Genomic DNA, 21711 nt, shown 5'->3' with positions numbered 1-21711 from the left:
TAAGTAGCCCTCTCAGTAGTTTTCGGCGGAAACCGGCAGTGCGATGCGCGATCTGCACTTCCTTCTGTCGGGGGTGTCGGTAGTTTGGTGGACACGCAACGCCCGTCCGCCTGCGGGCTATCTCTGGGGGGAGTACGTATGCGGGGGGAACAGACGACGAGGTGGTCGCGCGGTCTCATCGGAGCAGACCGTGACGCTCACATGATCGCGACGCGGCTGCGGTCAGGCGGATCGACGATGGTGGCGGGCCCGCGCGGGAGCGGGCGCAGCTACCTTCTGCGGGCGGTCGCCGCCGAGCTCGAGCGCCACGGCGTGCAGGTGGTCGTGCTGCGACCATCGGCGACGCTCACCGATGTGCCCTTCGGCGTCCTCGATGCGACCGGTCACCCCGAGCTCGACGCACTGCGCACCGGCCGCCCGGCGGAGCCCGTCCGCGACGTGGTCATCCTCGACGACGTGGATGCGCTCGACACGGCCACGGCGGTCGCCCTGGCCCGCGCGGTCGCGTCGAACCGCCTCACCGCCTTGATCGGCCTGCGCACCTCGCGCGCGCGCTCGGTCGACCATCCCGACGACGCCGACGTGGTCCGTCGCGCCATGCTAGACCTGTGGCTCGACGGGTTCGCGCGTCGTGTCGATCTCCACGACCTGAACGACGACGATGCCCTCGCGCTGATCGACCTCTTCCCCGACGCCCACCTGCTCGACAGCGCCACACGGGCAGGCCTGGTCTGGCGCGCCGACGGCTCACGCACGCTGATGCGTCATCTGGTCCTCGAGGCCACCGACGCTGCGCGCAGCGGCAAAGACCCGCTGACGGCGCTGCGCAACGTGGCCCGGCAGAGCCGCCTCGCCCTGGCCCTCGAGCGCCACGTGGCGGACATGCCCCGCACAGACCTCGAGAGCCTCGCCGGCATCCGCCGCCTGCGCCACCTTGAACTGTCGGTCGCCACGCGCCTGTTCGACGCGGAGAGCGTGGCAGCCCTGCTCGAGGGGGGACAGATGCACGCCGACTCGTCCGCGCACCGCCGCCTGACGGTGAACGACCTGCTGGCCGTCGAAGCGCAGCGGCAACTGGGCAGCGCGCGCGTCGACTCCCTCGTCGAAGCGGCGGGCGCGCGCATGCTCGCCGAGGCGGACGTGTGGTGGAGCCCGGCCATCGCCGTCTCGATCGCCGAGCGGTGGCACCGCCAGGGCAGCGACTCGTCGGCCGAGGGTTCCACTCCCCCGGCGATCCGCGCCCGCATCGCGCGCGATGCCGCTCGAGACGCCAACGACCGGGGCGACACCGCGCACGCCGCCGCGTACGCGCAGGCGGGTCTGAACGCGGTGGACGACCCCCTCCTGCGGCTGGAGGCCGCACTCGCGACGCGGGTCGTGGCGAAGTCGTGGCCGGATGCCGAGCATGCCGACGCCGACGCCCAGCGCCGCCTCGCGCGCTCGAGGGTCGAGAGCGAGAATTGCGACGACCCGGATGACGCCGTTCGGGGATCCTCGTGTGCCGACGCGCGGGTCGAGCGACTGCTGACCGACTCGGCGCAGCTCGGCGCCGACATGGACTGGACGGGGGCGGCCGACGCCGCCACGGCCGCGATGGGCGAGACGGATGCCTCCCCGGTGCAGCACCTCCGCGCCGTCGTCTCCGCGGGGACGTCGGAGGCCGTTCGCGGGCGGTGGGCAGTCGCCCAGCGCCACTATCGCGCCACCGAACGGATCCTCGACGCGCGACCGCAGCCGGAGGGCATCGACGCGAAGGATCGCCTCGCGGCGATCATGTTCATGCTGGCCGGTCATCAGCTCGCCGGTGCCGACGGAACCCTGCTGCAGCGCCGGTTGGAACGCGAACTGGCCACGACGGCCCGCGAGGGAGAGGTGGCCGATCTCACCATCGCCGGAATCGCGGCCGCCATCTCATACACCGCCGAGGGGTCACCAGCTCGGTCGCAGCGCGAGCTGATCACGGCGGCGACCCGGAGCGCTACGCCGGTGTCGCCGACGGACGGCACCATGGTCGCGCTCGGCGTCGCCGACGAGTTGGCCATGGCGGGGGCCGTCGACGAGGCCCGGGCGATCATCGACAGCCTGAGTCCGGGCCCGGTGCCCCTGCTGCGACGCAGCATCGCGTACGTCGAGACCACGATCCTCACCGCGGAGGGGCGTCTCGACGAGGCGCGTGAGGCCGCCCGAGCGACGGCGGAGTTCTCCCGCGGCGGCACGGCTGCGGCGTTCCGCATTCGCGACCTGTTCCGCCTCATCGCCTTCTCCGCCGCCACAGCCGAGGAGATCGACGAGCTCGTGCAACTCGCGGCCGTCACCGACCTCCCGCTCTCGAGCGAAGCGGTGCGCCGTGTGTCCGCCCGGACCCCGGAAGAGGGGCAGCTCCCCGTCGACGATCTGCGCCTGCACGCCCTGTGGTCGGGCGAGGGTTCCGGAGCCGCCGGCGCGAACGACGAGTCCTCCGAATCGGCGTCGCGCTCGGCGACCCCCGAGCACTCGGAAGAGCTCACGCCCCGCGAGCGGGAGATCGCTCTGATGGCCCACGAGGGGCTGACCAACCGCGAGATCGCCACGCGGTTGTTCTTGTCGATCCGCACCGTCGAGTCGCACGTGTATCAGGCGAGGATGAAGGTGGGGGCTGCCACCCGTCGCGAGCTGGGGCGCCTGATCGCGGAGGGGCGCAGAAGCGACGACTCCCGGCTGGGGGCTCGGCCGAGCGGGCGGTGACGACCGTCCGCCGCACCGGCCGGAGCGGGCCGGTGGGCGGCTAGTCCCGCCCGCTGCGGCTGACTCTCGGGACTCGGCCGAGCGGGCAGTGACGCCGGCCCGCTGCACCGAACGCTCGCGGACGCGTCGGACGCACCCCACACTCGCCGACCACTGGTCGACGGTGCGGCGCTTCTACTCGTCGGGGGTGAAGCGCACACCCGGCATCGGACGCGGACCGGGTCGAGAACGCCCCGCCCCGATCCCGACCTCACGCAGCGCGGTCCGTGCCGCCGTGAGAGCCACAGATGACGGATAGCCGCGCCGAGCGAGCTGGCCGGCCAGGCGCCGGAGCGACGCCTCGTCGTCTTTGCCACCGACGGACCGCGCCTTCGACCGGGCGAACTCCAGCGCACGCTCGGCGTCGTCGTCGGGAAGAGCCTCGAGGGCCATGTCGGCCACGTCTCGCGGGATCCCTCGCTTGCGCAGGGTCTCGGCGACTGCGCGGCGCCCCTCGCCCCGACGTTCGACGGCCGACATCACCAGTTGATCGGCAAAGGCGGCGTCGTCGAGGTAGCCGAGGTCGACGAACTGCTCGATGGCCTCTTCGATCACGATCTCGTCTGCCCCCTCGACACCGCGCAGCACGGTGCGCGCTTCGGCGAGAGAGAGGGAGCGGGATCGGAGCTTGCGCAGCAGCGCGGCCTCCGCCCTCTCGCGCACCTCGTCATCCGTCTCGACGGATTCGTCAGAGGAGTCGGCGATGTCGGACACGTCGAGGAACGGGCGACCGACCGACACGCCTGACGGTTGATCCCGAACGTCGTCACGCTGCGATGAGCGCGCAACAACGGGGCCGGAACCCTGCGCCGACGCACTGCGGGAACCACCGAACAGGGGAATGACGGGAGCGAGGTCGTCGCCGGTCGCACTGGACGGGCGACGACCCCCGCTTCGCTGATCGTCGGTCATCAGGCCGGGCGGCGTGCAGCCAGCTCGTCTTCCGTCTCGGTGACGGCCGGAACCCCACCAATACCCATCTTGGTCTTGATCTTGTTCTCGATCTCGGCCGCGATGTCGGGATTCTTGATGAGGAAGTTACGCGCGTTCTCTTTACCCTGACCGAGCTGTTCGCCCTCGTAGGTGTACCACGCGCCCGACTTCTTGACGATGGCGTGCTCCACGCCGAAGTCGATGAGGCTTCCTTCGCGCGAGATGCCGACGCCGTAGAGGATGTCGAACTCGGCCTGCTTGAACGGCGGTGCCATCTTGTTCTTGACGACCTTGACGCGCGTACGGTTTCCGACGGCCTCGGTGCCGTCCTTCAGCGTTTCGATACGACGGATGTCGAGGCGCACCGACGCGTAGAATTTCAGCGCCTTTCCACCGGCGGTGGTCTCGGGTGAACCGAAGAAGACACCGATCTTCTCGCGGAGCTGGTTGATGAAGATCGCCGTCGTCTTCGTGTTGCTCAGGCCACCGGTGAGCTTTCGGAGGGCCTGCGACATCAGGCGGGCCTGCAGACCGACGTGAGAGTCACCCATCTCGCCCTTGATCTCGGCCTCGGGAACGAGCGCCGCGACCGAGTCGATGACGACGAGGTCGATCGCACCGGAGCGGATCAGCATGTCGGCGATCTCGAGCGCCTGCTCGCCCGTGTCGGGCTGCGACACCAGGAGGGCGTCGATGTCGACGCCGAGCTTCTTGGCGTACTCGGGGTCGAGAGCGTGCTCGGCGTCGATGAAGGCGGCGATACCGCCCGCGCGCTGCGCATTGGCGATCGCGTGCAGCGTCAGAGTCGTCTTTCCGGACGACTCGGGGCCGTAGATCTCGATGATGCGGCCGCGGGGAAGCCCGCCGATGCCGAGGGCGACGTCGAGGGCGACGGAACCGGTGGGAATGGTCTCGATGGGCGCGCGCTCGTCGCTGCCCAGTCGCATGACCGAGCCCTTTCCGAACTGCCGATCGATCTGGGCAAGCGCCGACTCGAGGGCCTTTTCGCGCTCTGCGGGTGAGGGCATGACGTCTTCTTTCTCTCGCGTTCCGGTCGCCTATAGGCTGTCGCGCCCCCACCGACGGTGGGATCACACGACAAGGCGTTCAGAGTGTCGTTCGACGTTGACCACGTTAGGGAGGACCTCCGACATTGACTCCGGAGACCCCTCGAAATGGGGATGAACGCGACAGAAACCCTGTTGTGAAGAAGCCTACGACGGAATCGAACGAAGATTCGATGACACGCCGACCCGAGTCGATCGAGAACCGAACACCGGCGGGTTCGGCGTGTCACTCACGAACGGCGGGGTTCGAGCCTGCCGACGCCGTAACGCCGCTCGCGGGGGACGTCCGTCTCTTCGCAGAGGGCGAGCCACACGTCGCGCGGATCGACGCCGGCGGCGAGGGCGTCCGCACTCGTCCGTCCCCCCACAGCCGACAACACGAGGTCGGTCAGAAGCGACCCTCCGCGCGCCCCGAATTCGTCGGAGACGGCGCGATCGAACTCACTGCGACGCATGGGCGGCGCCGACTCAGCGCAGCGAGAGCTCGGGCTCGACCGAGGCGACGAGTTCGTCGGGGACCACGTCGGGGAAGGTCTGCAGGCCTTCAAGAACCGAGAGACGGTCGCCGACCTGACGCATGATGGTGGAGATCGGAACATCAAGCGCTTCGGCGACGGAGGCGAGGATCTCGCTCGACGCCTCCTTCTGGCCGCGCTCGACCTCGCTGAGGTAGCCCAGAGCAACACTCGCCCGGCTGGCGACCTGGCGGAGGGTGCGCCCCTTCTGCTGGCGGAGGTCACGCAGGACTTCGCCGATCTCTTGACGAACCAGGATCATTTGGGGGCCCTCCTCACTGCTGATTCCGTCGCTGTCCGACTGGACAACTGAAAAACACCGTGTGGTCACCCTAACGCCGCGCGCTGTGGACAGGATGGGAATCGCTCAACGAAACCGCGATGTGACATCATTTGTTCCCCGCATTCCGCGCGGTTTCCGTGATGCCCGCTTCAGAGGGCCGCCAACGCCCGGCGGACGGCCAGATGAGCCGTCTCGCGGCGGATGCGATCTCGATCTCCGGCGATGACGAGCGAGTCGACCCGGGTGCCGAGCGGCGTCGACACCGCGATGTGCACGGTGCCGACCGGCTGGCCGTCTTGCTCGTCGGGACCTGCCACCCCCGTGGTCGCGATGCCGACGTCGGCGGCGACGCCGTCACGGCCCAGCGCATCGCGCACGCCCCGAGCCATCTGCCGCGCCACGCGCGGATGGACCGCCCCGTGCGCGTCGAGCAGGGCCTGATCGACGCCGAGCACCCCGTGCTTCAGATCCGTGGCGTACGCGACCACTCCCCCGCGGACGACGCGGGAGGCACCGGGGACATCGACCAGCGACGAGACGACGAGCCCACCGGTCAGCGACTCGGCGACCGCGACGGTCCACCCGAGCTCGGCCAGTCGGTCGAGCAGCAGCGAGGCGCTCTCGAACGGCGTCCGCACGACGGTCTCGTCGAGATCGTCGGGAACCCCGTCGATCATCGCGTGCCGCGCCGCTGACGCGCGGCGCGCACCTCGGTCACGACGTAGTCGATTCCGGAAGCGATGGTCAGCAGGACGGCGATCGTCATGGTGATGACGCCGGCCCACCACGCGACGCCCTGCCACACGGCGGAATCGGAGAAGGTCGCGAACGGGATCAGCGCAATCGACAGGGCGACGGCCTGGAACACCGTCTTGAGCTTGCCCATCCACGCTGCGGCGAGAACGTGATCGCTGACGACGATGAAGCGGTACACGGTGATGCCGATCTCGCGCACGAGCACGACGATCGTGATCCACCACGGCAGTTCGCCGAGGATCGAGAGCCCGACGAACGCGAGCCCCGTCAACGCCTTGTCGGCGATCGGGTCGAGCAGCTTGCCCAGGTCGCTGACGATGTTGTACTTGCGGGCGATGTAGCCGTCGATGCCGTCGGTCGCGATGGCGACGATGAACAGGATCGCCGCGGCCCACCGTAGACCGCCGTCGGCGCCCGCGTCGGCGAGGAGCAACCACAGGAAGATCGGCGCGCAGATGATGCGCGCGATCGTGATGGCGTTGGGAAGTTGCGGGTGAACGGCCATCAGTCGCGTCCTGTCAGCTGCCAGGCGTCTTCGTTGCCCTCGTCGTCGTCGGCGTTCACGACGGGGAGACCCTCGAATTGCGCCTCGATCGGATCTTCACCGTATCGGTCGTCGTCGCTCGCCGCAGGGGCGGCCGGGGGCGCATCGTCGCCGCGCAGACGCGCCATGACGGCGGGCAACTGCTCGTTGGTCACCAGCACGTCGCGCGCCTTGGAGCCTTCGGAGGGCCCGACGATCTCGCGGGACTCGAGGAGGTCCATGAGTCGGCCGGCCTTGGCGAACCCCACGCGGAGCTTGCGCTGCAGCATCGAGGTCGACCCGAACTGCGTCGACACGACCAGCTCGGCGGCGGCGAGCAGCAACTCGAGGTCGTCGCCGATGTCGGCGTCGATCTCTTTCTTCTCGGCCGTCGCCTGCACGTCGGCACGGTACTCGGGACGGGCTTGCTGGGTGACGTGAGCGACGACCTTCTCGATCTCCTGCTCGCTCACCCAGGCGCCCTGCACGCGTACGGCCTTCGAGGCGCCCATCGGCAGGAAGAGTCCGTCGCCCTGACCGATCAGGCGGTCGGCGCCGGGCTGGTCGAGGATGACGCGCGAGTCGGTGACGCTGGTCACGGCGAACGCGAGGCGCGAGGGCACGTTCGCCTTGATGAGACCGGTGACGACGTCGACCGAGGGGCGCTGCGTTGCCAGCACCAGGTGGATGCCGCTCGCGCGGGCCAGCTGGGTGATGCGGACGATCGAATCCTCGACGTCGCGCGGGGCGACCATCATGAGGTCGGCGAGCTCGTCGACGACCACCAGGAGGTAGGGGTACGGCTTGAGCACCCGCTCGCTGCCCGCCGGCAGCTTGATCTCGCCCGCCACGACCGCCTTGTTGAAGTCGTCGATGTGGCGGAAGCCGAACGAGGCGAGGTCGTCGTACCGCATGTCCATTTCTTTCACGACCCACTGCAGCGCCTCGGCGGCCTTCTTGGGGTTCGTGATGATGGGGGTGATCAGGTGCGGCACACCCGCGTAGGACGTCAGCTCGACGCGCTTGGGGTCGATGAGCACCATGCGCACGTCGGAGGGCTTCGCCCGCATGAGCAGGCTCGTGATCATCGAGTTCACGAAGCTCGACTTACCCGAACCCGTGGAACCGGCCACGAGGAGGTGGGGCATCTTCGCGAGGTTGGCCACGACGAATCCGCCGCCGACGTCTTTGCCCACGCCGATGGTCATCGGGTGCGTGGAGGTGGTCGCGGCGTCCGAGCGAAGGATGTCTCCGAGCGTGACGATCTCGCGGTCGGCGTTGGGGATCTCGACGCCGATCGCGCTCTTGCCCGGGATGGGCGCGAGGATGCGGACCTCGTTCGAGGCGACGGCGTAGGCGATGTTGTTGGTCAGCGCGGTGATGCGCTCCACCTTCACGCCCGGGCCGACCTCGATCTCGTACTGCGTCACGGTCGGGCCACGTGAGAACCCGGTGACGCGGGCGTCGACCTTGAACTGCTCCATGACGCTCTCGATGGCCTTGACCACCGCGTCGTTCGCCGCCGACCGCGCCTTCGGCGGGGTACCGGCGGCGAGGGCCGTGACAGCAGGCAGGCGGTAGTTCGCCGACGGCGGCGCCCCCGCGGAGTCGCCCCCGAGACCCGAGATGCCCGGAAGCTCCTCATCGTGCGTCTCGAGCGGGGAATCGTCGTGGAGTCCGCGACCCGACACCGCGCCGGCCAGGGCGCTGGCGTCGAAGACCTCGGTGAGGGCGTCGGGCGTCGGCGGAACGGGCGGCGGGGTGGGAGCGTGCGCGCGCGCAGGAGCGGGCTCGGGTGCGACGACCGCCGACTCGAAACCGCCCACCGGCGTGCCGGGCGACAGCAGCTCGGTGAGGTCGTCGGAACCGAGGGAACCGTCGACGTCTTCTTCACGGCCCGACTTATTGCGCCGCCACCACGGCAGCGACTTCTCGCCGGATTCTTCGTCTTCGTCGGCGGGGAGCACCTTGGTGGTCGCGGTGTCGTCGCGTTCGACGCGCTCGGCCCCGAACATCCACGCGTAGAGGTCGCCCAGGCGACGCCCGATGCGGTTCGGCGGGGTCTTGGTGAGGATGAGCACGCTCAGCACGGCCAGCAGCGACAGGGCGATGTAGGCGCCGACATCGGTGAGGACGAGCGCGAGGGGCTCTCCGACGATCCATCCGGCGATGCCGCCGGCGGGGCTCAGGACCGGCGGACCGCCGGCGCTCGGAGCGGGACGACCGCCTGCAACGTGCAAGAACCCGGAGAGCACGACGACGAACAGCCCGAAGCCGATCCCGACGCGCCCGTTGTCGTGCACCGAGGCGGGGTGACGGAAGAGCCAGCCCGCCAGCAGTAGCAGGAGCACGGGCAGGAAGAACGCCACCCGCCCGAAGAGCATGCCGAAGCTGTATGCGCTGATGAGGGTCGCGGCATCCGTTCCGATGAAGAACCACTCGACCACGGCGCCGAGGACGGCGAGGACCACCAGGAAGAAGGGGAAGCCGTCGCGGCGCTGGTCGCGCTCGAGGTTCTCGGGGCCGAACGCACGGAACATGCCGCCCACACCGTGGGCCACCGCCATCCACGCGCGCACCACCACGGCGGGCTTCTCGGGCTCGTCGACGTACCGCTTCGGCGCCGGGGCCGAGCGCTTCGGCGCGGGCGCCGCGGCCTTGGCGCGTGGCGACCCCTTCGCAGGGGCGCGACCGCCGGACGGTGAAGAGGTACGAGCCATTCCTCCACGGTAGGCCGGACCTCCGACATTCGCTCGTACCGACGCGGGGTTCAGCGCAGGCGCTTGGCCATGACGTCGCGACCGATCCCCCGGCGCACCACGGCGAATCCCTCCGATCTGTACAGCGAGACGGCGTAGTTGTCGCGCTCGACGCTGAGGCTGATGCGGGCGAAGCCCTGGCTGCGGGCATGGTCGTCGAGACGTTGGAGCAGCGCTCTGCCCGCCCCGTGCGCGCGCCAGAGCGGACGCACGCCGATGATGAGCTCCGGAACCCCCGTGCCGATCCACCCGAAGCCGGGCTCGTCGCGCGGGAACATGCGGTACCAGGCGGCCCCGACCGGCTCGCCGCTCGGCGACTCCGCGACGAAGCCCGCGTCACCCGGACGCATCCACCCCGCGACGTAGCGCCGGTGGTCGGAGCTGCTCAGCACCTCGTGCCGGGGCCGGACGGCGCCCGCGCGCCAGGTGGCGGCCTCGACCGTCATGTCGGCGAGGAAGGCGCCGTCGGAGGCGATCGCCGCGCGGATCGGGAGACCGGGCATGCCCGCATGATAGCGAGCGTCGACGCCGAGCGGGGGCCGGGAACGACGAAGCGCCGCGGGCGGACCCGCGGCGCTTCGTGAGGCGATGTCGGCGCTCAGGCCTCGATGACCATCGGAACGATCATGGGCCGGCGACGCAGCGACTGGTTGACCCAGCGGCCGATCACGCGGCGCACGACCTGCGAGAGCGCGTGGTTGTCGCGGACGCCCGACGTGGCGGCCTCGGCGAGGGCCGCGGCGATCTTCGGCTTGACGCTGTCGAAGACCTTGTCGTCCTCGGCGACGCCGCGCGCGTGGATGTCGGGGCCGGACACGATCTTGCCGGTCGCCGAATCGACGACGACGATGACCGAGATGAAGCCCTCTTCGCCGAGGATGCGGCGGTCTTTGAGATCGGCATCCGTGATCTCGCCCACCGACGAACCGTCGACGTACACGAAGCCGATGTCGACCTGCCCGACGACCTTGGCGACGCCGTCGCGCAGGTCGACGACGGTGCCGTTCTCGCCGAGGATCGTGTTCTCCTCCGGAATACCGGTCTCGCGCGCCAGCTTCGCGTTCGCCATGAGGTGGCGGTACTCGCCGTGCACCGGCAGCACGTTCTTGGGCTTGAGGATGTTGTAGCAGTACAGCAGCTCGCCGGCGGCGGCGTGCCCCGAGACGTGCACCTTGGCGTTGCCCTTGTGCACCACCGTGGCGCCCAGCTTGGTCAGCCCGTCGATCACGCGGTAGATCGCGTTCTCGTTTCCGGGGATCTGGCTGGATGCCAAGATGATCGTGTCGCCCTCGCCCGGTTCGATCGCGTGGTCGAGGTTGGCCATGCGGCTGAGCACGGCCATCGGCTCGCCCTGCGAACCGGTCGACATGTAGACGATCTTGTCGTCGGGCAAGTCGCGCGCCTTCTTGTAGTCGATGAGCACGCCGTCGGGCACGTTGAGGTAGCCGAGGTCGGCGGCGATGCCCATGTTGCGCACCATGCTGCGGCCGAGGAGCGCGACGCGGCGGCCGTTCGCGTGAGCGGCGTCGAGCACCTGCTGCACGCGGTGCACGTGGCTCGAGAAGCTCGCCACCACCACGCGGCGCGGTGCCTTGGCGATCACCTGGTCGAGCACCGGGCCGATGCCCCGTTCGGTGGGGGTGAAGCCGGGCACGTCGGCGTTGGTGGAGTCGACCAGGAACAGGTCGACGCCCTCTTCGCCGAGGCGCGCGAAGGCGCGGAGGTCGGTGATGCGACCGTCGAGCGGCAACTGGTCCATCTTGAAGTCGCCGGTGGCGAGCACGAGGCCCGCGGGCGTGCGGATCGCGACGGCGAGGGCGTCGGGGATGGAGTGGTTGACGGCGATGAACTCGAGGTCGAAGGGCCCGACCTTCTCGTGCTGTCCCTCCTTCACCGTCAGCGTGTAGGGACGGATGCGGTGCTCCTTGAGCTTCGCCTCGATGAGGGCGAGCGTGAGGCCCGAGCCGATGAGGGGGATGTCGCCCTTGAGCTTGAGCAGGTAGGGCACGGCGCCGATGTGGTCTTCGTGGCCGTGGGTGAGCACGACGCCGACGATGTCGTCGAGGCGGTGCTTGATCGGCTCGAAGTCGGGCAGGATCAGGTCGACGCCGGGCTGGTGCTCCTCGGGGAACAGCACGCCGCAGTCGACGACGAGGAGCTTGCCCTCGAACTCGAACACGGTCATGTTGCGACCGACTTCGCCGAGGCCGCCGAGCGGGATGACGCGGAGGGTGCCGGCGGCGAGCGCGGGCGGGTCGAACGGGGTAGTGGGCATATGAGCCTCCTCGGATGCCGCCTCGCGGCATCCCTTCGTGTGGCGTCCCAGGCCGCGGTTCGGCGGACGCCGATGCTTATCTCGTGGTGCCGTGCACCTTCGGCAGGGCACCGCCGGCGGCCGCGTTGCGGTCGGGGCGGAAGTTGGAGAAGTCGGCGCCGGCCACGTTCTTCACGAGGGCCAGCTCGTCTTCGATGACAGCGGCTTCCCACTCCTCCGGCCCGACGAGGGGCAGGCGGACGCGGGGGCTGCCGATGCGGCCGAGGCCGTGCAGGATGTACTTCGCAGCGACGGTGCCGGGCACGTGGGTCATGACGGCGCGCACGAGCGGCTCGAGACCCTTGTGCGCGGCGGTGGCCGAGGCGAGGTCGCCGGCGTTCACGGCGTCGACGATGGTGCGGTAGGGCGCGGCGGCGATGTTGGCGGTCACCCCGATGAGGCCGGAGGCCCCGATCGACAGGTGCGGCAGCACGTTTGCGTCGTCGCCGGAGAAGTACATGAGGTCGGTCTGGTTGAGCACGCGGCTGACCTCGCTGAAGTCGCCCTTGGCGTCTTTGATCGCGAGGATGTTGGGGTGCTTGGCCAGGCGCAGGATCGTCTCGTACTTGATGGGCACACCGGTGCGGCCGGGGATGTCGTAGAGGATGACCGGCAGGTCGGTCGCGTCGGCGACCAGGCGGAAGTGCGTCAGGATGCCGGCCTGCGTGGGCTTGTTGTAGTACGGCGTGACGATCATGATGCCGTCGGCGCCGGCCTTCTCGCTGGCCTTGTAGAGCTCGATGGCGTGCGCGGTCTCGTTGGAGCCACCGCCGGTGATGATCTTCGCGCGACCGGCCGAGACGCTCTTGCCGACCTCGACGAGACGCAGCTTCTCGGGGTCGGTGAGGGTGGAGGTCTCGCCCGTCGTGCCCGTGACGACGATGCCGTCGGCCCCGGCGGTGATGACGTCGTCGATGTGCTTCTCGGTGGCGGGCCAATCGACTTCGCCGTCGGCGGTCATCGGGGTGATGAGCGCGACGAGCACCTGACCGAAGGGATTGCCGGAGTGCGTCATGCTCCCAGGGTATCGGTTCGCGAAGGTCCGCCCTCGGCGTCGTCCACAGCGTCGGTGAACAATCCGTGACGCGGGCCGCGTCCTAGGGTGGCGTCATGGCCTGGACCACCCGCGCGTCGCGCACCGTCTACGAGAACCGCTGGATCCACGTGCGCGAAGACGAGGTGACCGGCCCGCACGGCGACGGCATCTACGGCGTGGTGCGGATGCAGCATCCGGCGGTCTTCGTCGTGGCCCTCGACGAGGAGGATCGCGTCTGCCTCGTCGAGCTCGAGCGGTACACGACGGGGCGCTCGCTCGAGGTCCCCGCGGGCGGTTCCGACGGTGAGGACCCGCTGGTGGCCGCGAAGCGCGAGCTGCTCGAAGAGACCGGGGTCACGGCATCCGAATGGATTTCCCTCGGCCGGATGAACGCCCTCAACGGCATCGCCGACGCCCCCGAGCACGTCTTCCTCGCGAGAGGACTGAAGACGATGGATGCCACGCAGTCGCAGTCCGAGGAGGGCATCGACGCGGTCCGCTGGGTGCCGTTCGCCGAGGCGCTCGCCCTCGTGGCCGACGGCACGATCGCCGACGGCGAGACGATCGGCGCGCTCGCCCTGGCCGGAATCCGGCTCGGCCGCTTCCGCTGAGCCGCTCCGGGCCGGGCTCGACGCGACGGCCGTGTCAGCGCCCGCGCGACGCCGCGGCGACCACCACCGCGTCGGGCAGCAGTCGCGATGCGGCGACGAGCACCTTGTAACGCCACGACGGGACCGAGACCGACCGACCGTGGGCCGCGTCGCGCAGCCCCTCGCGCACGACGGTGGCGGCGTCGAGCCACATGCCGTTCGGCACGCCCTCCTGCCCCGGCGGCAGCCCGAGGCGGGCGTGGAAGTCGGTGTGGACGAATCCGGGGCACACCGCGGTGACGGTGACACCGCGCGGCGCGTAGACGACGTTCGCCCACCTACTGAACGAGATGAGCCAGCTCTTGACCGCACCGTAGGTGCCGCGCGGCACGAACCCGGCCACTGACGCGACGTTGACGACGCGCCCGCTCCCCCGCTCGAGCATCGCGGGCAGGGCGGCGTGCATGAGCCTCATCGCCGCCTCGACGTGCAGACGCAGGTGCTGCACCTCGTCGTCGACGGGGTTCTTCTCGAAGGCCAGGTCGAGGCCGAAGCCCGCGTTGTTGACGAGCACGTCGATCCCTCCGGCCGCCAGGCGCTGCTCGACGGTCGCGAGCGCGTCGGCGTCGAGCAGGTCGGCGGCGAGCACCTCGACGTCGACGCCGTGCGCCGCCCGGATCCCCGCGGCGACCTCGTCGAGCGCGACGCGATCGCGCGCCACGAGCACGAGCCCCGCTCCCCGCGCGGCGAGTTGGCGGGCGAACTCGGCGCCGAGGCCCGAGCTCGCTCCCGTGATGAGCGCGGTGGCCATGTCATTCCCCCGGTCGGCGGTACGTCTCGAAGCGATACCGGATGCCGCTGCGCGAGGTGTGCCAGCCCTCTTCGGGGTCGGCCGCGACCCGACTCCATCCCTCGGTCGAGGGGGCGCGCGTGTCGCCGTCGACGGCGAGGTCGAGGCGGGTGACCTCGAGCAGGTCGGCGCGACCGATCGCGGCGGCGTAGAGCATACCCCCGCCGATCACCCAGACCTCATCGCCCGTGGTGAGGGCGAGGGCCTCGTCGAGCGACCCGGCGCGGACGGCGCCCTCTTCCGCCCACTCCGCGGAGCGCGTCACCACGATGTTGCGCCGACCGGGCAGGGGGCGGAATCGCGGCGGGAGCGACTCCCAGGTGCGACGCCCCATGACGACCTCGGCCGATCCGGTGACCTCGCGGAAGTGGGCCATATCTTCGGGCACGTGCCACGGCATCGCGCCGTCTGCACCGATCACGCCGTCGTGGGCTTCCGCCCAGACGAGGCCGACGGTGGTCATACCGCGACGGCTCCGCGAATCGCCGGGTGGTGCTGATAGTCCTCGACGACGATGTCGTCGTAGGTGTAGTCGAAGATCGACGCGGGCGTGCGGGCGAAGCGCAGCGTCGGGTACGGGTAGGGGTCGCGCGTGAGCTGCTCGGCGACCTGCTCGCGGTGGTTGTCGTAGACGTGGCAGTCGCCGCCGGTCCAGACGAACTCGCCGGGCTCGAGCCCGGTGTGCTGCGCCACCATGAGGGTCAGCAGGGCGTACGAGGCGATGTTGAACGGCACGCCGAGGAACATGTCGGCGCTGCGCTGGTAGAGCTGGCACGACAGCTTGCCGTCGGCGACGTAGAACTGGAACAGCGCGTGGCAGGGTGCCAGCGCCATGTCGGGGATGTCGGCCGGGTTCCACGCCGACACGATGAGCCGACGCGAGTCGGGATCGCGACGGATCTGCTCGACGACCTGCGAGATCTGGTCGATCGTGCCGCCGTCGGAGGTGGGCCACGAGCGCCACTGCACGCCGTATACGGGGCCGAGTTCGCCGTCGGCATCCGCCCACTCGTCCCAGATGGTGACGCCGTTGTCCTTCAGCCACGACACGTTCGACTCACCGCGCAGAAACCACAGCAGTTCGTAGACGATCGACTTCAGGTGCACGCGCTTGGTGGTGATGAGGGGGAACCCCTCGGCGAGATCGAAGCGGATCTGTCGACCGAACACGCTCGTCGTGCCGGTTCCGGTGCGATCGGACTTGTGCACGCCGGTGGCGAGCACGTCGCGGAGCAGGTCTTCGTAGGGCGTCGGGATCTCGGCGGTCACGGCCCTCACGATACCCGGGCGGAGCGTGAAGACGGGGCCCACGGCTCGATCCGTGGAGAGTGCGCCGCGGGTCGCCGCTGGGGAGGACGGGCGCGGCTGCGGCCCTCGGCCGAGAGGGCGCCGAGCATCGCCGTCATGGAGGGACTCATCGGCCCCTCCCCCGCCGACGCGCATTAGCGTTGTCGCTCGTGGAACCGATCGTCGCCCTCCTCCTGCTCGTCGCGCTCGTCGCCGTGACGACGGTCGTCGGTCTGGTCGTGCGCCGTCGTCAGGGCCGCGCCCGCGCCGTCGACTCCGTCGAGATCGTCGACCCGCAGCGACTGGGCGTCGACGCGCTCGGGGGCGAGGCCACCCTGCTGCAGTTCAGCACCGAGATGTGCTCGCGCTGCCCCGGGGTGCACCGGATGCTGTCCGACGTCGCCGGCACCCGCGACGGCGTCCGTCACCTCGACGTCGACCTCACCCATCGGCCCGACATCGCCCAGCACTTCCGCGTGCTGCAGACGCCCACGACCCTCGTGCTCGACCGCCGCGGAATCGTGCGCACGCGCCTCGGCGGCGTTCCCGCCCGCGACGTCGTCGAACGCGAACTCGACACCCTGCAGAAGGAGTCCACCCGTGCCTGACGTGTCGCGCATCGACGCCCGCGGCCCCCGCTTCGCGGCATCCATCACCGCCGTCCTCCTACTCGTGGCCACCGCCCTCGCCCTCCTCGGAGTCTCGACCCAGCGCGGCGCCATCGGGTGGTTCGCCTACCAGCCACTCGCGCAGGAGCGATTCGCGCCCGAGAGCTGGATCGTGCAGCAGGTCTCTCCGCTCGACCGCGCCGCCGACCCCGGCTTCCTGCTGCTGCTCGTGATCGCCGCGCTGTTCGTGTGGGGCGTCGCCTCTCCCCGCACCGCGCCGTGGGGCGTGCTGTACCGCCGCGTGGTGCAGCCCCGACTGGCCCCTCCCACCGAGTTCGAAGACCCGCGCCCGCCGCGCTTCGCCCAGGGCATCGGCCTGTTCGTCACCGCGGTGGGACTGCTCCTGCACCTCGCCGGGGTCCCCTGGGCGCTGCCGATCGCCGCGGCGATGGCCTTCGCCGCAGCGTTCCTGAACGCGGTGTTCGGACTGTGCCTCGGATGCCAGTTGTACCTCGTGCTGCAGCGTGCGGGCCTCGTCGGTCGGCGCGGTCCGGCCGCCGCCTGACCGGCGAGCTTACGAAGGGGCTGTCAAGTCCCGCCGGGTGTCGGATGCCCTCGTTAGGCTGGCCGCGTCGCGGTCGCCCCTGACCGTCGCGGACACTATCGGAGGTTCCCATGGCCGTCACGAGCGAAGCCACCACCGCCTGGAAGGGCAGCCTGTTCGAGGGATCGGGTGAGGTCACCTTCACCTCGTCGGGCATCGGCACGTTCGACGTGAACTGGAAGGCCCGCAGCGAAGGGTCGAGCTCGGTCACGACGCCCGAAGAGCTCCTCGCCGGCGCGCACTCGTCGTGCTTCAGCATGGCTCTCTCCAACGCCCTCGCCGACAACGGCACCCCGCCCGAGTCGGTCGACGCCACCGCGTCGGTGACCTTCAAGCCCGGCACCGGCATCACCGGCAGCCACCTGAACGTCAACGCCGTCGTGCCCGGACTCGACGACGAGACCTTCCAGAAGATCGCCGCCGATGCCAAGGCCAACTGCCCCGTCTCGCAGGCGCTGACAGGCATCGAGATCACCCTCGAGGCCACGCTTGCCTGAGACTCCCGCCCGACGCGTCGTCCTCGCCGGCGCGTCGGGCCTCATCGGCTCGGCCCTCGCCGACTCGCTGCGCGCGGACGGCGTCGAGGTCACCTCTCTCGTGCGTCACACCCCCACCGGGTCGCATGAAGTGCAGTGGATGAAAGACGCGGCGCCTCTCGACCCGGAGGTCTTGGCGGGGGCGGATGCCGTGGTGTGCCTCAACGGCGCATCGATCGGGCGCTTCCCGTGGACGCCGTCGTACAAGAGCACGCTGCTGTGGTCGCGCATCACGCCGACCCGCACGCTCGCCGCCGCCGTCCGGGCGCTCGGCGCCGACGCCCCCGCGCTGATCAACGCCAGCGCGACGGGCTACTACGGATCCCAGCCCGGCGCGGTGCTCACCGAGACCTCGAAGCGCGGCTCGGGCCTGCTCGCCGACATCTGCGTCGACTGGGAGGCCGCCGCCCGCGAGGCCGGCGACCACGCGCGCGTGGCCATGCTGCGCACAGCCCCGGTCGTCCACGAGCAGGGAGTGCTCAAGCCCCTGCTGCTGCTCACCAAGCTCGGCGTCTCCGGTCCCATCGGTCGCGGCACGCAGGTGTGGCCGTGGATCTCGCTCGACGACGAGGTGCGCGCCATCCGCCACGTCATCGATTCCGACATCGTCGGTCCCGTGAACCTCACCGGACCGACGCGGGCGACGGCGAACGACCTGGGCTTCGGGCTCGCCCGACGCATGAACAGGCCCTACGCCCTGCGCGCCCCGGTCTTCGCGGTCAAGCTCGCGCTCGGAAAAGACGCCACCGATGCCCTTCTCACCTCCGACGCCGACGTCAAGCCGTCGGTCCTCGAGGAGAGCGGCTTCACCTTCACCCACCGCACCGTCGAAGAGGCCGTGGCCTCGGCGGTTCCGGCGCACGACGCCGCGTGACGGCGGCGAGGGCGGCCCGAATCGGGTCGCCCTCGCTGCAGCGGGGCTGACCTCCGCGTCGGGGCCGACCTCGAGCTCCGTCTCGCCGACGGCTGCCCGGCGCGACGAGACCCGGAGACCTCCGCACTCCGCACGCGCGTGCTGCACGGCACGTCCACCGCGCTGAGCCCCGGCGCGGCCAGGGCGTCTTGTCGCGTCAGGCCGCGCGGCGCTCGGCGGTCTCGAGCCGCACCGCGGTGCGCACGGCCTCGCGCGCGCGCCGGCGGTCGCCCGCCGCGTCGTACGCCAGGGCCAGTCGATAACGGGCACGCCAGTCGTCGGGGTGCGCCTCCACGTCGGCCCGGTACCGCGGGAAGAGGGCGTCGCCGTCGGCACGCTCGATCCGACCGCTCGGACGCACGGGCAGGTCTTCGTCGGGAAGCCCTCCCTCGGCGTCGAGCCGTTCGCCCAGCTGCTGCGCCCGCACGCCGAACCAGAGCTCGCGGCCGATTGCCCAGAGCGCCAGCAAGGGCAGCACGAGAAGCGCCACGCCCATGACCACGCCGATGGTCTGCCCGCTGCCGAGCAGCACGACGGCGCGCTGTCCGGCGAGCACGATGTACATCAGCAGCAGCACCGTCATCACGGCGACGGCGACGCGGACCTTCATGCGCTCGTGACGCTCGCGACCTGACCCGACACGTCGCCGTCGGCGACGGGCGCCTCCGCCTTCGCGGGGCGGGTGCGCACGCCGATGTCGATGAAGCTGTCCAAGCCGACGACGACGCCGCGCGCCTCACGTGCCGCCGCCAGGGCGATGCGGATGCCGGGGGCGTACGCCGCCTTCGGGTCGATGGTGTCGTGGACGATCGTGAGCGACTCCCCCGCTCCCGAGAGCACGGTCTCCTGCCGGGCGACGACGCCCGGCCGCCGCAGCGAGTGGATGGGCACCGAGGCCACGCGCTGCCCGCGGGCGCGCTGGTCGACGTGAGGAGACTCCACCGGGCCGACCTCGGCGCGGGCGGCGGAGATGAGCTCCGCGGTGCGCACGGCGGTCCCGCTGGGCGAATCCACCTTCGTCTCGCGGTGCGCCTCGATGATCTCGATCGAGGGGAAGAAGGGCGCCGCGGCGGCCGCGAGAGCGGTGCCGATCACCGAGCCGAGGGAGAAGTTGGGGATGAAGACGACCCCCGTGCCGCTGGCCTCCACGAGCGGACGCACGAGGGCGATGCGCTCGTTCGACCACCCCGAGGTGCCCACCAGCACGTTGATCTTGCGCTCGACGGCCGCGCGCACGATGTCGATCGACACGGCGGGCGTCGAGGCGTCCACGACGAGGTCGGCCCCGTCGAGCTCGCTCATCGCCGACTTCGAGGTGAGGACCGCGACGACCTCGTACCCTTCTTCGGCATCGACCACCTCGCGGATCACCCCGCCGAGCTTGCCGGTCCCGCCCACGATGGCCACGCGTGTCGTCATGCCTCCAGCCTAGGCGCGGTGGGGCACGCGGACTCCGCCCGATCGGCGGACGCGCCGCTCAGACCGGCAGCGGGTCGGGAAGCCCCGTGCGCAGCTCGACCGGCAGGTGGGCCAGGTCGTTGTGCGACAGCAGCGTCCAGGGGCGGCCCTTCTTCTGCGCGATGACGGTGAGGCCGCAGTAGGCCTGGTTGATCGTCATCCACCGCCAGTCGGGGGCCTGCAGCACCTCCCGGACGAACCACGAGATGACGAAGTTGTGCGTGATGACCAGCTCGTGCACCTCGCCGGCCTTGCGCGCGAGGAACTCCGCCGTGGCGTCGGCCATCTGCGCGCGTCCGGCCTCGATCTCGGCATCCGTCACCGAACCGAAGAAGGGCTCGTAGGCCGCGGGCGTCTCGGGCGTCATGCCCGTCGGGATGCAGTCGAACAGCAGGGCCGACGACTCCGGCGCCACCGACGGCAGGCGTTCGGCGACGGCCCGCGCGGTCTGCGCGGCGCGTTCGAGGGGCGAGTGCCAGACGGCGTCGAGGGGAAGACCCGACAGGCGGTCGGCCAGCAGAGCGGCCTGTCGCTGGCCCCGCGGAGAGAGGGGGCCGTCGGTGAGTCCGTGCTCTGCGTCTTGGTGCTCGCCATGGCGCACCAGGTAGATGTAGTGCGTCACGTCAGCTCACTTCGTCGTCGATCTGCCGTCCCCCGGCCGGTCCGTCCAGCCTACGTCACACCCCGACGAGGGGGCGGTCACTCGGCGGCGCGGGCGATATCCGACAGCTGAGCGCGGCTCAGGCGCACCCCGACGGCGCGCATGCACTCGACCACGTGCCGCGGTGCGAACGCGTTGACGATCGGAGCGGTGACGACCTTCTGCGCGAGCAGCCAGGCGACCGCCACGGCGGCATCCGGAATCCCGAGCTCGCTGCCCACCGCGTCGAGGGCGCGCAGCACGCGCGAGCCCCGACGGTTCAGGTGCGCGGCGACCTGCGTTCCGCGCACCGATTGCGTCGACTGACCGCGGGTGCGCGTCTCGCCGGCGAGGAACCCGTGCGCGAGGGGGTGGGACGGCGTCACCGCCATGTTCTGGGCCTGGGCGATCAGCCGCACGTCGCCGTCGAACTCCGCGCGCCGCAGCACGTTGTACGGCACGTCGAGCACGGTGATGCGGGGGTAGCCGGCCGACGAGAGGATGCGGGCCTCGACGAGCTGAGCGGCCGAGTAGCCGTGGGCGCCGATCGCCCGCACCTTGCCGGATTCGACGAGCCACTCGCTCGTGGCGAGGGTGTCTTCGAGCATCGCGGCGTCGCCGCGCACGGCGTCGAGCGACAGCACGTCGATGCGGTCGGTGCCCAGACGCGTCAGCGAAGCCTCGACCGCGCGCACCAGGTTGACCGAGTCGAGGCCGGGGTTGTCGGGGTGGCTGCCCACGCGCACGGTCAGCACGACCTCGTCGCGCGCCCGACGGCTGCGCAGCCATTCGCCGATGATGAACTCGCTGCGTCCCGCGGCGTAGCTGTCGGCGGTGTGCAGGGCGTTGCCGCCGAGCTCGGCGTAGGTGTCGAGGATCTCGTGGCTCGCGCGCGCGTCGACGTTCCAGCCGAACTCGCCGCCCCCGAGGAACATCGGGAAGACCTCGAAGCCGCTCTCGCCCAGGGGCACGCGGACGTGCGAGCCGAGGCCGGGGCCCTGCAGGGTGATGGGGGTCGACGGATGCGGGGCTCGATCGCGTCGCAGGCGCGGCGTGGCCGTCTCATCGACGCCTGAGCCGCTCATGGCGAGATCCCCTCTCCGCGGCGCCGGGTCGACGGTACGGATGACCCGTATCACCACGCCCCCCCGACGTACTTCCGAGGGTAGGCGGTCCCCGTGACCGGCCCGTCGTTTCGCCCGGCTCGGCGGTAAATATTGCGTAACGCTTGATGGGCGTCGTCACGACTCCCCCACGCGTCACTCGCGTCACACGA

General features: G+C 70.5%; 23 protein-coding genes. 6 read left to right on the top strand and 17 right to left on the bottom strand.

The genetic code is table 11. From position 1 onward, the window contains the following. Positions 1 to 237 precede the first annotated feature (237 nt). Positions 238 to 2724, top strand: a complete 2487-nt coding sequence (locus LPW41_RS06800; protein WP_230704404.1) for a LuxR C-terminal-related transcriptional regulator — start codon at positions 238 to 240, stop codon at positions 2722 to 2724. A gap of 174 nt (positions 2725 to 2898) precedes the next feature. On the opposite strand, the gene LPW41_RS06795 is transcribed toward LPW41_RS06800, so the two are convergent. The 10 genes from LPW41_RS06795 to dapA form a co-directional block, all read right to left on the bottom strand. Continuing rightward, the gene (locus LPW41_RS06795; RefSeq protein WP_230704403.1) at positions 2899 to 3504 is read right to left on the bottom strand and encodes a regulatory protein RecX; all 606 of its coding nucleotides are present in this window, start codon (positions 3502 to 3504) and stop codon (positions 2899 to 2901) included. A 170-nt stretch (positions 3505 to 3674) separates the two neighbouring features. After that, positions 3675 to 4724 (bottom strand): recombinase RecA, encoded by a 1050-nt coding sequence (gene recA, locus LPW41_RS06790; protein WP_144828297.1) that lies wholly within the window; start codon positions 4722 to 4724, stop codon positions 3675 to 3677. A 269-nt stretch (positions 4725 to 4993) separates the two neighbouring features. Next, complete coding sequence (locus tag LPW41_RS06785) at positions 4994 to 5218, bottom strand: DUF3046 domain-containing protein (RefSeq protein ID WP_144828300.1); 225 nt, start codon at positions 5216 to 5218, stop codon at positions 4994 to 4996. Positions 5219 to 5231: 13 nt separating this feature from the next. Beyond that, positions 5232 to 5540 (bottom strand): helix-turn-helix domain-containing protein, encoded by a 309-nt coding sequence (locus LPW41_RS06780; protein WP_055957830.1) that lies wholly within the window; start codon positions 5538 to 5540, stop codon positions 5232 to 5234. Positions 5541 to 5710: 170 nt separating this feature from the next. After that, a complete protein-coding gene (locus tag LPW41_RS06775; RefSeq protein WP_144828303.1) occupies positions 5711 to 6238 on the bottom strand; it encodes a CinA family protein in 528 nt (175 codons plus the stop codon). Next, on the bottom strand, positions 6235 to 6822 hold the full coding sequence (gene pgsA, locus LPW41_RS06770; protein WP_154095916.1) for a CDP-diacylglycerol--glycerol-3-phosphate 3-phosphatidyltransferase: 588 nt from the start codon (positions 6820 to 6822) through the stop codon (positions 6235 to 6237). Before pgsA ends, LPW41_RS06775 begins: the two co-directional genes overlap by 4 nt. Then, the gene (locus LPW41_RS06765; protein ID WP_144828309.1) at positions 6822 to 9560 is read right to left on the bottom strand and encodes a DNA translocase FtsK; all 2739 of its coding nucleotides are present in this window, start codon (positions 9558 to 9560) and stop codon (positions 6822 to 6824) included. Before LPW41_RS06765 ends, pgsA begins: the two co-directional genes overlap by 1 nt. A 50-nt stretch (positions 9561 to 9610) precedes the next feature. Further along, on the bottom strand, positions 9611 to 10102 hold the full coding sequence (locus LPW41_RS06760; protein ID WP_144828312.1) for a GNAT family N-acetyltransferase: 492 nt from the start codon (positions 10100 to 10102) through the stop codon (positions 9611 to 9613). A 95-nt stretch (positions 10103 to 10197) separates the two neighbouring features. After that, the gene (locus LPW41_RS06755; protein ID WP_230704402.1) at positions 10198 to 11874 is read right to left on the bottom strand and encodes a ribonuclease J; all 1677 of its coding nucleotides are present in this window, start codon (positions 11872 to 11874) and stop codon (positions 10198 to 10200) included. Positions 11875 to 11950: 76 nt separating this feature from the next. Further along, entirely contained in the window at positions 11951 to 12928 is a 978-nt protein-coding gene (dapA, locus tag LPW41_RS06750) for a 4-hydroxy-tetrahydrodipicolinate synthase (RefSeq protein WP_058232286.1), read from the bottom strand. Positions 12929 to 13023: 95 nt separating this feature from the next. On the opposite strand from dapA, the gene LPW41_RS06745 reads away from it, so the two are divergent. After that, a complete protein-coding gene (locus tag LPW41_RS06745; RefSeq protein ID WP_144828318.1) occupies positions 13024 to 13560 on the top strand; it encodes an NUDIX hydrolase in 537 nt (178 codons plus the stop codon). Between the two features lie 34 nt (positions 13561 to 13594). Here the strand turns inward: LPW41_RS06745 and LPW41_RS06740 are convergent, their stop codons facing one another. The 3 genes from LPW41_RS06740 to LPW41_RS06730 are packed head-to-tail and all read right to left on the bottom strand — an operon-like array spanning position 13595 to position 15658. After that, positions 13595 to 14350, bottom strand: coding sequence for an SDR family oxidoreductase (locus LPW41_RS06740; RefSeq protein ID WP_144828321.1), 756 nt, complete (start codon positions 14348 to 14350; stop codon positions 13595 to 13597). A gap of 1 nt (position 14351) precedes the next feature. Next, positions 14352 to 14852: a dihydrofolate reductase gene (locus LPW41_RS06735; RefSeq protein ID WP_154095919.1), complete on the bottom strand. Its 501-nt coding sequence runs from the start codon at positions 14850 to 14852 to the stop codon at positions 14352 to 14354. Next, on the bottom strand, positions 14849 to 15658 hold the full coding sequence (locus tag LPW41_RS06730; RefSeq protein WP_230704401.1) for a thymidylate synthase: 810 nt from the start codon (positions 15656 to 15658) through the stop codon (positions 14849 to 14851). Before LPW41_RS06730 ends, LPW41_RS06735 begins: the two co-directional genes overlap by 4 nt. A gap of 188 nt (positions 15659 to 15846) precedes the next feature. On the opposite strand from LPW41_RS06730, the gene LPW41_RS06725 reads away from it, so the two are divergent. From LPW41_RS06725 to LPW41_RS06710, 4 genes are all read left to right on the top strand, one after another. Continuing rightward, on the top strand, positions 15847 to 16284 hold the full coding sequence (locus LPW41_RS06725; protein ID WP_230704400.1) for a thioredoxin family protein: 438 nt from the start codon (positions 15847 to 15849) through the stop codon (positions 16282 to 16284). Continuing rightward, a complete protein-coding gene (locus tag LPW41_RS06720; RefSeq protein WP_230704399.1) occupies positions 16277 to 16849 on the top strand; it encodes a DUF4395 domain-containing protein in 573 nt (190 codons plus the stop codon). The genes LPW41_RS06725 and LPW41_RS06720 overlap by 8 nt, the downstream gene beginning before the upstream one ends. 110 nt (positions 16850 to 16959) lie before the next feature. Beyond that, positions 16960 to 17385, top strand: a complete 426-nt coding sequence (locus LPW41_RS06715; protein WP_144828335.1) for an OsmC family peroxiredoxin — start codon at positions 16960 to 16962, stop codon at positions 17383 to 17385. Further along, entirely contained in the window at positions 17378 to 18298 is a 921-nt protein-coding gene (locus tag LPW41_RS06710; RefSeq protein ID WP_230704398.1) for a TIGR01777 family oxidoreductase, read from the top strand. Before LPW41_RS06715 ends, LPW41_RS06710 begins: the two co-directional genes overlap by 8 nt. Before the next feature lie 196 nt (positions 18299 to 18494). Here the strand turns inward: LPW41_RS06710 and LPW41_RS06705 are convergent, their stop codons facing one another. The 4 genes from LPW41_RS06705 to LPW41_RS06690 form a co-directional block, all read right to left on the bottom strand. After that, positions 18495 to 18947, bottom strand: a complete 453-nt coding sequence (locus LPW41_RS06705) for a hypothetical protein (protein WP_144828340.1) — start codon at positions 18945 to 18947, stop codon at positions 18495 to 18497. Continuing rightward, complete coding sequence (gene dapB, locus LPW41_RS06700; RefSeq protein WP_144828343.1) at positions 18944 to 19756, bottom strand: 4-hydroxy-tetrahydrodipicolinate reductase; 813 nt, start codon at positions 19754 to 19756, stop codon at positions 18944 to 18946. Before dapB ends, LPW41_RS06705 begins: the two co-directional genes overlap by 4 nt. A 58-nt stretch (positions 19757 to 19814) precedes the next feature. Further along, entirely contained in the window at positions 19815 to 20417 is a 603-nt protein-coding gene (locus LPW41_RS06695; RefSeq protein WP_144828344.1) for a histidine phosphatase family protein, read from the bottom strand. A 77-nt stretch (positions 20418 to 20494) separates the two neighbouring features. Then, positions 20495 to 21520: an aldo/keto reductase gene (locus LPW41_RS06690; protein ID WP_144828347.1), complete on the bottom strand. Its 1026-nt coding sequence runs from the start codon at positions 21518 to 21520 to the stop codon at positions 20495 to 20497. Between the last annotated feature and the right edge of the window lie 191 nt (positions 21521 to 21711).

It is taken from the genome of Microbacterium sp. JC 701, from assembly GCF_021026215.1.
GTDB classification, from domain to species: Bacteria; Actinomycetota; Actinomycetes; order Actinomycetales; family Microbacteriaceae; genus Microbacterium; species Microbacterium algihabitans.
The sequence above is the reverse complement of the archived record's forward strand: the minus strand, read 5'-3'. Positions and strand labels throughout refer to the sequence as shown.

What these genes read in the sequence shown, in the direction of transcription:
- LPW41_RS06780 (WP_055957830.1), bottom strand. Translation starts at nt 5,540, where the DNA reads ATGATCCTGGTTCGTCAAGAGATCGGCGAAGTCCTGCGTGACCTCCGC.
- dapB (WP_144828343.1), bottom strand. Translation starts at nt 19,756, where the DNA reads ATGACGACACGCGTGGCCATCGTGGGCGGGACCGGCAAGCTCGGCGGG.
- LPW41_RS06715 (WP_144828335.1), top strand. Translation starts at nt 16,960, where the DNA reads ATGGCCGTCACGAGCGAAGCCACCACCGCCTGGAAGGGCAGCCTGTTC.
- LPW41_RS06755 (WP_230704402.1), bottom strand. Translation starts at nt 11,874, where the DNA reads ATGCCCACTACCCCGTTCGACCCGCCCGCGCTCGCCGCCGGCACCCTC.
- LPW41_RS06690 (WP_144828347.1), bottom strand. Translation starts at nt 21,520, where the DNA reads ATGAGCGGCTCAGGCGTCGATGAGACGGCCACGCCGCGCCTGCGACGC.
- LPW41_RS06765 (WP_144828309.1), bottom strand. Translation starts at nt 9,560, where the DNA reads ATGGCTCGTACCTCTTCACCGTCCGGCGGTCGCGCCCCTGCGAAGGGG.
- LPW41_RS06705 (WP_144828340.1), bottom strand. Translation starts at nt 18,947, where the DNA reads ATGAAGGTCCGCGTCGCCGTCGCCGTGATGACGGTGCTGCTGCTGATG.
- pgsA (WP_154095916.1), bottom strand. Translation starts at nt 6,822, where the DNA reads ATGGCCGTTCACCCGCAACTTCCCAACGCCATCACGATCGCGCGCATC.
- LPW41_RS06740 (WP_144828321.1), bottom strand. Translation starts at nt 14,350, where the DNA reads ATGGCCACCGCGCTCATCACGGGAGCGAGCTCGGGCCTCGGCGCCGAG.
- LPW41_RS06800 (WP_230704404.1), top strand. Translation starts at nt 238, where the DNA reads ATGGTGGCGGGCCCGCGCGGGAGCGGGCGCAGCTACCTTCTGCGGGCG.
- dapA (WP_058232286.1), bottom strand. Translation starts at nt 12,928, where the DNA reads ATGACGCACTCCGGCAATCCCTTCGGTCAGGTGCTCGTCGCGCTCATC.
- LPW41_RS06745 (WP_144828318.1), top strand. Translation starts at nt 13,024, where the DNA reads ATGGCCTGGACCACCCGCGCGTCGCGCACCGTCTACGAGAACCGCTGG.
- LPW41_RS06760 (WP_144828312.1), bottom strand. Translation starts at nt 10,102, where the DNA reads ATGCCCGGTCTCCCGATCCGCGCGGCGATCGCCTCCGACGGCGCCTTC.
- LPW41_RS06775 (WP_144828303.1), bottom strand. Translation starts at nt 6,238, where the DNA reads ATGATCGACGGGGTTCCCGACGATCTCGACGAGACCGTCGTGCGGACG.
- recA (WP_144828297.1), bottom strand. Translation starts at nt 4,724, where the DNA reads ATGCCCTCACCCGCAGAGCGCGAAAAGGCCCTCGAGTCGGCGCTTGCC.
- LPW41_RS06735 (WP_154095919.1), bottom strand. Translation starts at nt 14,852, where the DNA reads ATGACCACCGTCGGCCTCGTCTGGGCGGAAGCCCACGACGGCGTGATC.
- LPW41_RS06785 (WP_144828300.1), bottom strand. Translation starts at nt 5,218, where the DNA reads ATGCGTCGCAGTGAGTTCGATCGCGCCGTCTCCGACGAATTCGGGGCG.